The 10,050-nt window shown below is 68.8% G+C and carries 8 protein-coding genes; 6 read left to right on the top strand and 2 right to left on the bottom strand.

Translation table 11 applies throughout. The features are described from left to right. Window positions 1-233 (top strand): hypothetical protein (locus ACIRA7_RS12250; RefSeq protein WP_396221131.1); only part of this gene is annotated, 233 nt, incomplete at its 5' end. Between the two features lie 130 nt (window positions 234-363). Beyond that, window positions 364-2,466 (top strand): hypothetical protein, encoded by a 2,103-nt coding sequence (locus tag ACIRA7_RS12245; protein WP_396221130.1) that lies wholly within the window; start codon window positions 364-366, stop codon window positions 2,464-2,466. 55 nt (window positions 2,467-2,521) lie between these two features. On the opposite strand, the gene ACIRA7_RS12240 is transcribed toward ACIRA7_RS12245, so the two are convergent. Together ACIRA7_RS12240 and ACIRA7_RS12235 are read right to left on the bottom strand one after the other, a co-directional pair. Continuing rightward, complete coding sequence (locus tag ACIRA7_RS12240) at window positions 2,522-3,658, bottom strand: DinB family protein (protein WP_396221129.1); 1,137 nt, start codon at window positions 3,656-3,658, stop codon at window positions 2,522-2,524. Window positions 3,659-3,662: 4 nt separating this feature from the next. Then, a complete protein-coding gene (locus ACIRA7_RS12235) occupies window positions 3,663-4,901 on the bottom strand; it encodes an XdhC family protein (protein ID WP_396221127.1) in 1,239 nt (412 codons plus the stop codon). Between the two features lie 357 nt (window positions 4,902-5,258). On the opposite strand from ACIRA7_RS12235, the gene ACIRA7_RS12230 reads away from it, so the two are divergent. The 4 genes from ACIRA7_RS12230 to ACIRA7_RS12215 all read left to right on the top strand — a co-directional run. Continuing rightward, window positions 5,259-5,915 (top strand): TetR/AcrR family transcriptional regulator, encoded by a 657-nt coding sequence (locus tag ACIRA7_RS12230; protein WP_396221126.1) that lies wholly within the window; start codon window positions 5,259-5,261, stop codon window positions 5,913-5,915. Beyond that, on the top strand, window positions 5,912-7,474 hold the full coding sequence (locus ACIRA7_RS12225) for a TolC family protein (RefSeq protein WP_396221125.1): 1,563 nt from the start codon (window positions 5,912-5,914) through the stop codon (window positions 7,472-7,474). The genes ACIRA7_RS12230 and ACIRA7_RS12225 overlap by 4 nt, the downstream gene beginning before the upstream one ends. Before the next feature lie 5 nt (window positions 7,475-7,479). Further along, window positions 7,480-8,634 (top strand): efflux RND transporter periplasmic adaptor subunit, encoded by a 1,155-nt coding sequence (locus ACIRA7_RS12220; protein ID WP_396221124.1) that lies wholly within the window; start codon window positions 7,480-7,482, stop codon window positions 8,632-8,634. Window positions 8,635-8,664: 30 nt separating this feature from the next. Continuing rightward, window positions 8,665-10,050 (top strand): efflux RND transporter permease subunit (locus ACIRA7_RS12215; protein WP_396221123.1); only part of this gene is annotated, 1,386 nt, incomplete at its 3' end.

Genomic DNA, 10,050 nt, shown 5'->3' with positions numbered 1-10,050 from the left:
TGCGTGAGCGCGTGATGCGTCAGCGCGGGATGCGCCAGCGCGTGATGCGCCAGCGCGGCATGGGGCAGCGCGGCATGCGTGAGGGGCGTGGCCAGATGGGCCCCGGCATGATGCCCGGCATGATGCCCGGCATGATGCCCGGCAACCCGCAGGGACCGCAGGGCCCGATGCCGCGGATGCGTCGCGGTGGCGACATGCCCGACTCGGCGCCCCCGGTTCCGCCAACCAACTGAGTTCTCGAATACCGAGCAGGTGAAGGAGCCGGGGCGCTGCCACAGCGCCCCGGCTTTTTCGTATCCCACACTTGCCTCGACGCGGTCAGAACTGCCCATTACCCGCTTCACCGTTCACGCCGAGATCGCTGTGTATCGTTCGTTCCACGCCGCGCTGCTGGCTGGCGCCTGTAGCGTCGCCTCCGCATCCCTTGGCGCTCAGTCCGCGTCGCCCGCGGACACGCCCGTTGCCGAAGCCGTGGCCCGCTGGATCAGCTTGGCGGCGCCCCCCAGTGGCGAAGCCCATGCGCTGGATGCGTTGCGCGCCGTGCTCCCTGGCTGGACGCGAGACACCATGGGCAATCTGGTGAAACGCGTGGGCCGCGGGTCGCCACGTCGCGTGATCGCCTGCGCCATGGATGTGCCGGCGTTCGTGGTCAGCGGCATCACCGAGCAGGGGTACGTTCGGCTACATCGCACCGGGGTGGCGGCGCATCCGCTGTGGGATCAGTTCCACGAAGCGCACCAGCTGCGCATTCTTTCCGCGCGTGGCGAGGTCACCGGGGTGGTCGCGATCGCCAACGGACACTTCTCGCGACAGCATCGCGGTGACACCACCGTGGTTGGCGTCGACCAGCTGTGGGTCGACGTGGGGGCGAGCACCAAGGCGCAGGCCGAAGCGCTCGGGATTGCGCTGCTCGATCCGGTGGTCGCGTGGCGCCCGGTGTGGACCTACGCCGGGTACGCGTCGGGGCCCGCCGCCGGTGCGCGCGCGAGTTGCGCGGCGGTGGCCAGCGCGGGCGCGGCCGCCACCGCGACGTCGGAGCCGGGTGAAACGCTCTATGTGTTGTCGTCGCAGCGCAGCTTCGGCTGGGTCGGACTCGCCGCGATTCTGGCACGCGCGGGTCGGGTGGACGCGCTCACGCTGCTCGATGAAGGTCGGGCGACCGGCGGTGCCACCATGTTGCCCGTGGCGCGCCTCGGGCAGACCAAGCGCGCCATCACCCGCGTGATCGCCTCCACCGGACTCGACAGTGTGCGCGTCATTACGCCGGCGGTGCGTTTTGCGGGGTCGCTGGTGGAATCGGTGGCGGCGGCCGATGTGCGCACGTTGCTGCAGGACGCGGCGCGCGCCGGTGGCGTTGCCGGCACGCCCACGTTGCTCGCCCCCGCCGTCGATACGGCACGCGCCTCGGCCAATGCCCGCCGGCCGCGCAGCGACGGGTACGGCGCCATCGAAAAGACGTTCATGACGATCGCCGACCTGCCGGGCGTGCCCGGACACGAGTGGCGCGTGCGCGAGGCCATCACCGCGCTGCTGCCGGCGTGGGCCAAGTCGCGCGCGCTGGTGGATAGCGCCGGCAATCTCATTGTCGCCGTCGGTCCCGATCGCGACTCGGTGGCGTTCATCGCCCACATGGACGAGGTGAGCTTTGAAGTCGAGGCCATCGCCCGTGACGGCACCGTGCGGTTGGCCCGTCGCGGCGGTGTCGTGCCCAGCGCATGGGAAGGGCAGCCGGCGGCGTTGCACTTCGATCGGGTGGGCACCAGCGACGCCGCGCCGTCGTTGCGTGGGGTGTTCGTGCCCCGCGACTCGGCGCGCGTGAAGGCGCCGGCCACGAGCACCGCCTGGTTTGGCGTGGACTCGGCCACCCTGGTGGCACAGGGGGTGCGCGTAGGTAGCGCGGTGACCGGCCATAAGCGTGCGGCGCGATTGGGCGGCACGCGATTGACCGGGCGCGGCAGCGACGATCGGACCGGCAGCACGGCGCTCCTGCACGCGGTGCAGCGCGTCGATCCGAACACGCTCACCCACAAGGCGCTGTTCGTGTGGTCGGTGCGCGAAGAAGGCGGCCTGCTTGGCGCCGGGGCGTTCGGCGCGAATCACGGCCGGTCGCTGCAGCGGATCTACAGCGTGGACACCTTCGTGAGTTCGGATACGCCGCTCGAGGACAAGGCCTTCGCGTATGCCCCGTTGGGGCAGGGCTTCGTGCTCCGCGGCCTCGACGACGGCGCGATCTCGCCGCCGGCCGAACGGGAGCGCGTGCTGTCGGCGGCGCGGGTGCAGCGCATTCCCGTGCAGCGGGGCACCACCCACGGCTCCACCGACGGATCGGCGATCGCCCCCTACGGCGCGCCGAACGTAGGGCTGTCCTGGCCGGGGCGGTATTCCCACACGCCGGGTGAAGTGCTGGACCTGCGCGACGTCGATGCGCTCGTGCGCATCATCACCGCGTTGACGGTGGCCCGGTAAGCACTCGGGGCGTCCGGACCACCGTCACCGTGGCGCGGCGACTCGCCGCGCCTGCTTACTGCTCGTCGGCCGAGGGGCCGTAGAGCCCGGGGACGGGCACGCCGAGCAAGCGATAGTAGATCGTGAGCTGGGCGCGATGGTGAATCATGTGACTGATCACCATGCCGCGCAGGACCGCGAGCTTCGGCATCGCCATCATGACACGGGCCCCCGAGCGCATGGTCCAGGTCTCCATGAGCTGTTCGTCGGTGACCGTCGCCAGCGCCTGACGGAAGCCGTCGATTCGCGCGTCGAATTGCGCGAGGAAGCCTTCGGTGGTCGTCGGCGCGGCCTCGCGCGGCATCGGCTGCTCGAAATCGAGCTCCGACGTGGTGATCGTCACCGCACCCCACATGCCGAAGTCGGTGAGATGGTTGGCGAGCTTTCCGAGCGGCCACGACTTTTCGTGTGGCGTGAAGTCGAGCTGCGCCTCGGGCAGGCGTTCGAGCATCTTGCGAGTGTTGGCGATCTCGTGTTCGACATCGGCCAGGGCGGTGTGGACGAGAGACATGGGCGGCGGCGCTGACGGTGGATGGGATGGGTTCGCGGCGACACCCGTGGCCGCGCGCCACGCAGCGACATCGGCTGGGGTGTCTATATCGAAATTGCCGCGCCGAAGAGAAACCGTAAGAGTCTCTTTGTCACGGAGTAGTAAGCGGGCCCCCTGGTCGCCGTCGAGCGCCGCCAGCGCCGGCCAGTCGGCGCCTGGCAGCACGGCGGGAATGCCGCGAACGGGGGCGCCGTCGGGGCCGGCATAGGCCGACGCCACCCGGCGCTCGCCCTGACCGGACGTGGCGACGAGCGCCCGCAGGTGGTCGACGGTCACCATCGGCATGTCGCAGGTCGCGATCACTACGGCCGCCCCGCCGGACCCGAGTCCCTCAGACAGTGCGGTCACCGCGCAGGCAATGGACGTGCCCATCCCCCGTTCCCAGTGCACATTTTCGACGCATGTAACAGGCAGCATAGCGACAGCATCGCGTATCTGGCTGCCATGAGCGCCGATCACCACCAGAACCGGCGAGCAACCGGCATCCAAGAGCTGCCGAGCCGCGCGTTCCACGAGCGTCACGCCGTTCATCGTGAGCAGCTGCTTGGGGGAGCCCAACCGGCGGGATCCGCCCGCCGCCAGCAGGACACCCGCGACGGTCATCGCGTCAGCCGTGCTGCCGGTGATCGTCGAGCCCCGGGTCGCACTCGGTCGGCAGGATCGGTACCTCGTCCACGAACACCCGAGGCGTTGGCGTCCGCGCATGGATCGGGCTCTGCCGCTCGCGCAGGAATCCCGCCGGACGGCCATGGATCACCGCCTGGATCTCGGCAATAGCCGACAGCGCAATCGCTGCCGGACTTTCGCCGCCCAGATCGAGCCCGATCGGCGCATGCAACCGGTGCCGCATGCGCTCGGTGACCGCCAGTCCACGCTCGCGCAGCGCGGCGTGGACCGCATCCAGCAGCTGCCCCGCGCGCTTTCGCGATCCCAGCACGCCGATGTACGCCACCGGCACGGGGAGCCAGGCCGCCAGCCACGCGCTGTCCACGTCGAAGATGTGCGACAGCAGGGCGATCGCTGTCCGGCCATCGTGCGGCAGCGACTCCAAGAGCCGGTTCAACGACTCGGAGTCGTTGAACCGCGCGACATGGGCGGTCACGTCAGGGGGGAGCGCCAGGTCGGCCAGCACCGCCGGCCGATGGTCGATCACCGTGACCTCCCACTCGAGCGCGCGCGCGATCTGCACGAAGGCGTCGGCCCCCCGGCCGGCGCCGATCAGATGCAACGCGATCGGTGCCACCAGCGGTTCGATGAACAGCACCTCGCGGTGGTCGGGCAGGTCGTGCAACACGGGGTGGGCGGTGCGCTGCGCGGCGCGGGTGCCGGCGAGCAGCTCCGACTCCGGCAGGCCACGGGCCGCATCGCCCATCGATCGCCAGCGTCCGGTCAACGCGTCGCCATCGAGCACGGCGCAGCTGCTGCCGCCACCATGCCCGTCGAGCACCGTGAGCACCGCGCCATTGTGCCGCCGAGTGCGGATCGCTTCGGCATCGGCCAGCCACGAGGGGTCGGGGAGCGGCTCGAGCAGCAGATGGGCTACGCCATCGCAGGCCGCGCCGAACCCCCAGATCGCCTCGAGATCGGCTCGCAGGTCGTACATCAAGCGCGCCCCGCGTCCCGTCGCGCACACCTCGGCCGCCCGCGCCGCCACGTCTCCCTCGAGACAGCCGCCACTGATCGCGCCGGCCAACACCCGCCCCTCGGCGTCCACCAACAGGCGGGCGCCCGGCTGCCGGTACGAACTGCCGTCCACTTGCACCAGCGTGGCCAGCGCGAGCGGCACCCCGGGGCGCGCCGCCATCGCTTCCGCCGCCGCGCGGGCGAGCTCGCGGAATCCGGTCACGCGGAGATGATGGGAAGGTGGGTTGCCATACCCGGACACGTTACCACGTGCCAGCACGGCCACAAGAGCCGGCGTTGGTCTGGTTCGGCCGTGCCAGAAAACGCGGAGGCGCTGAGGTCGCTGAGGTCGCCGCCGTGCCTGATCACGCAGAGTAGCAGAGAGCGCAGAGCACGCAGAGGGGCGAACGAGAGCCTTCACAAGGGCCCTCCGCGTCCCCTGCGCTCTCTGCGCCTCTGTGTGATCTGTTCAACCGAACCCGCCGCGAGTGACCACCCGGTTGTTGTCCCAACTCGAATAGGATGGTCTGTAAGCAAGTACCCGCTTGCGGCAAGCATGTACTTGCATTACTCTTAACTCATGATAGACGACCATCGCCAGCGCATCCTCCATGCCGCCGCCCGGGTGTACGCCCAGCACGGCTGGCGCGGAGCGACCACCCGGCGCATTGCCGAAGAAGCCGGGGTGAACGAAGTCACCCTCTTCCGGCAGTTCGGCTCCAAGGACGCGCTGCTCGACCTCATGATGCAGGAATGCTCGCGCGTCGAGCAGGCCGCCACGTTGCCGGCCGAGCCGGCCGACCCCGAGCAGGAGCTGCTCGATTGGGTCACCGTCCACCATTCGGCCCTCGTCGGCATGCGCGCCATCGTGCGGCAAATGATGAGTGACGCGGTGGAACGCCCGGACGCCGCCGGCTGTGCCACGCACGGACCCAGCGCCGCCATGGCGCATGTGCGCGAGTATGTCGTCAAGCTGCGCCGCAACGGCTGGATCACCGAGTCCGGCGAAGTCTCGCCGGGAGAAGTCCGCGCGGCGGCCACCATGCTCATGGGTGCCGTGTTCGCCGACGGGATGAATCGCGACATGATGCCCACGATGTTCACCCAACCGGTGCCGGAAACACTGCGTGCCTACGTCCGCATCTTCTTGCGCGGGGTCGGTGCCGTGCAGGAACCCGCGCACCGCGCCGCACGTACAGTCGAACGCGACACGACCTCCACCACTGTCCCCGAATGATGCCTTTCGTCGGTGCGCGCGCGTGGCGCCGCATACGTTCCGTTCTCGCGACCACCCTCGTGGCCGTTGCTGTCGCGGTGGCGCTGATGCCGCGCGTCGTCCATTCCCAGCCCGCCGTGGGCGGAGCCCCACGCCCGCTGTCGCTGGCTGAAGCGCTTAAGCTGGCCACGGGTGAGAGCGAGCAGATTGCCCTCGCCCGGGCCGGCGCACTCCGGGCGCAGGGGCAGCTCGGTCAGGCGCGCTCGGCGCTGCTCCCGCAGCTCGCCACTACGATGAACTGGCAGAAGCAGCTGCAGAACCAGTTCGCGGCGATCTCGGAACGCTCCAGCAGTAACTCCAGTGGCGGCTCCGGCGGCCGCGACACCTCGTCGGCCGCCGACAATCCGATCACGCGGATCTTCGCCTCGCAATACAACTTCAACGTGGGGCTTTCCGCGTCGCAGGGGCTGTTCAGCGGCGGCCGAACCGCCGCCACGATCCGCGCGGCGAAGGCGGCGCGCGAGTCGGCGGACATCGGCATCACCAGCGCGCAGGCGCAGGTGCAACTCGACGTCACGCAGTCGTACTACGACGCGCTGCTTACCGATCGTCTCGTCGCGATCGCCGAATCGTCGCTCGTGCAGTCGGAGCGTACGCTGCGCCAAGTGCAGCTGACGCGTACCGTGGGGTCGGCGTCGGAGTTCGAGCTCATCCGGGCCCGTGTCACGCGCGACAACCAGCGGCCGGGCTGGCTGCAGTCGCGTACCAACCGCGATCTCGCCTACGTGCGGTTGCGTCAGCTGCTCAACCTGTCGCCCGATCAGCCGCTGGCGCTCACCGACAGCATCGCCGAGTCTCCGCTGTCGGTGCCGGTGGCCAATCAGGCACCGATCACCACGGTGAATGTGAACGTGGCCGACGTGCTGACTATCGATCCGCAGGTGCAGGCCGCGGTGTCGCGCGTCTTGGTCGGCAGCGACACGGGCACCGGTACACGCGCCCCGGTAAAGCAGGCGCTCAAGGGCGTCGAAGTCGCGCAAGAGCAGCTGAAAGCCACCAAGGCGCAGCGCCTGCCGTCGATCGCGGCAACCACCAACTATCAGCGTCTGGCGTACCCCGCCGGTATTCTGCCCTCGAGCCTCGGCGACTTCTTCCCGAACTGGACCGTCGGCATCGGCCTGTCGTATCCATTCTTCACCGGTGGACGCGTGCGCGGCGAAGTGCAGGCCGCCGAAGCCTCGGTGGTCGAAGCGCGCCAGCGTTTACGCCTCGCGCAGGAAGGTGCATCGCTCGATGCCCGTCAGGCCGTCGCGCAGCTCACCGAATCGGAAGCGTCGTGGCAGGCGAGCGTGGGCACCGCCGAACAGGCGCAGCGCGCCTACGACATCGCCGAAGTGCGCTTCCGCGAAGGCATCTCCACGCAGCTCGAACTCTCCGAGACGCGCAATCAGTTGCAGCAGGCCCTCGCGAATCGTGCCCAGGCCGCGCGCAATCTGCAGGTCGCACGTAAGCGTCTCGAATTGCTCCCCTATCTCCCCCTGTCGCAGGGTTCCCCCTCGTCCACCGGCCCCACTCGATGAAGACCATGACTCGCCGATCTGCGTCCCTCGCTCTCCTCGCGGCAGCGCTGGTGGGAACCGCGTGTAGCAAAGACAAGGGCACCACGACCGCCGACGCGGCGCCGGTTTCCCAGAACATCGGACCGGAGAACGTCGCCGTGGCGCGCACCGACACGCTGCGCAGCGGTCCGGCCATCTCCGGCACGCTGACGGCCGACCGTGAAGCGCGCATTCGCGCCGAGATGAGCGGCGCGGTGCTCGCGACGAATGTCGAGCAGGGTGAGCGCGTGAGTGTCGGCACCGTGCTCGGCCGCATCGATGACGCCTCGGTGCGCGATGCCGCGATGTCGGCGCGTTCGGCTGTCGCGCAGGCCACCGTGGCGGCCGAACAGGCGGCGCGTGAACTGCAACGGTCCAAGACGCTGGCGGCGGCCGGTGCGATCGCCGAGCGTGACGTGGAAGGGGCCGATCGCGCCAGCCTCGGCGCGCAGGCGCAGCTGGCGGATGCGAAAGCGCGGCTGTCGTCGGCGGAGAAGATGCTGCGCAACACGATCATCCGCGCGCCGTTCGCCGGCGTGGTGTCCGAACGGGCCGTGAGCCCGGGCGATATCGTGTCGCCGGGTTCGCCGATGTTTACCGTGATCGATCCGCGCAGCCTGCGGGTGGAAGCGTCGGTGCCGACGGCGGCGCTGGCCGATGTGCGCGTGGGTGCGCCGGTGCTGTTCACGGTGAACGGATCGGATCGTGTGCTCGAGGGACGCGTGACGCGGGTGAGCCCGATGGTGGATCCGCAGACCAAGCAGGTGCGCTTGTTGGCGTCGGTGCCGAATTCGGCCGGCGCGTTGGTGGCCGGACTGTTCGTGGAAGGTCGCGTGGCGTCGCAGAAGCGTGTCGGCGTTCTGGTGCCGGAGAGCGCGGTCGATCAGACCGGCATCGTGCCGACGCTGATGCGCCTGAAGGGCGGCAAAGTCGAGAAGGTGGAAGTGCAGTTGGGGGCGCGCGACGACGCGGCCGCGATGTTCGAAGTCACGACCGGCATCGCCAGCGGTGACACCGTGCTGCTCGGTGCCGCCCGCGGCATCTCGGTCGGGTCACCGGTGGTGGTGTCCGCCCCGCGCGACGCGACGCCGGCCGCTCTGCCGAATGCCGCGACCGGTGCGGCGTCCACGAAGAAGAATTGAGCCGTCGGATCATCATCCAACCACGTCCCCATGTTCATTTCTGATTTCGCGATCAAGCGGCCCCTGATCACCGTCGTGGCGATGCTGGCGCTGGCGGGCTTTGGTCTGGTCGCCCTCTCGCAGTTGCAGACCGACGAGTTTCCGGAAGTGCAGCCGCCGATCGTGCTGACCACGATCATCTATCCGGGCGCCTCCCCCGAGCAAGTCGAGCGCGAGGTGCTCGAACCGATCGAGGAAGCGATCCAGAGCATTTCCGGCGTCAAGTCGATCAACGGCGAGGCGCGCGACGGCTTTGCGCAGGTCGTGACGCAGTTCGTGTTCTCGAAGGATCTGTCCGAAGCCACGCAGGACATCCGCGACGCGATCAGCACGAAGCGTCAGGATTTGCCGCAGGAAATGGAGGAGCCGATCCTGCGGAAGTTCAATCCGACCGACGCGCCGATCGTGACGCTGTCGCTGTACTCGACCTCACTGACGCCGGCGCAACTCACGCAGATCGCCGACCCCGGCATCACGCGTGAACTGCGATCGATCGCCGGTGTGGCCGATGTGCAGGTTTCGGGTGGCGTGAAGCGCGAGCTCACCGTGAATCTCGATCCGCAGCGGTTGCAGGCGGCGGGGGTGAGTGTGCCCCAGGTCACGGCGGCGCTGCAGGCCGGCAATCTGGCGGTCCCCGTGGGTCGGGTTACCAGCTCGCTCGATGAGCGCACGATTCGCTTGCAGGGTCGCTTGCAGTCCCCGGCGGATTTCATGCAGCTGGTCGTGGCGGAACGGGGCGGTCGCGTGGTGCGCTTGGGCGACGTGGCCACCGCCACCGATGGAATCGAAGAGCAGCGCACGCTGGCGCTCTACAACGGGCGCGATGCGGTCGGGATCGAGATCAAGAAGTCCAACGGCTACTCCACCACGGCTGTCGCGGAAGCGATTTTCAAGAAGGTCGAAGAGCTGCGGCCCACGCTCCCGAAGGGGGCGCAGTTCGACGTGGTGAAGAACAAGGGCACGCGCGTCGAGAACTCCGTCAACAACGTGCGCGACGCGCTGGTGGAAGGCGCGGTGCTCACCGTGCTCGTGGTGTTCCTGTTCCTGAACTCGTGGCGCTCCACCGTGATCACCGGTCTGGCGCTGCCGGTGTCGGTGTTGGCCAGCTTCGTGGCCGTGTGGGCGTTCGGCTTCACGCTGAACACGATGTCGCTGCTTGGGCTGTCGTTGGCGATCGGCATTCTGATTGACGACGCCATCGTGGTGCGCGAGAACATCGTGCGACACGTGGAAATGGGGAAAGACCATTATACGGCGGCGCGCGAAGGCACCGATGAAATCGGTCTCGCCGTCGCGGCGACTACGTTCTCGATCATCGCGGTGTTCGTGCCCATCGCCTTCCTGGAGGGTGAATCGGGACAGTGGTTCAAGCCGTTC

The sequence above is a fragment of the Gemmatimonas sp. genome, from assembly GCF_044376735.1.
Classification (GTDB): domain Bacteria; phylum Gemmatimonadota; class Gemmatimonadetes; order Gemmatimonadales; family Gemmatimonadaceae; genus Gemmatimonas.
Note: the sequence above shows the minus strand (reverse complement) of the source record. Positions and strands in the feature narration are given on the sequence as shown.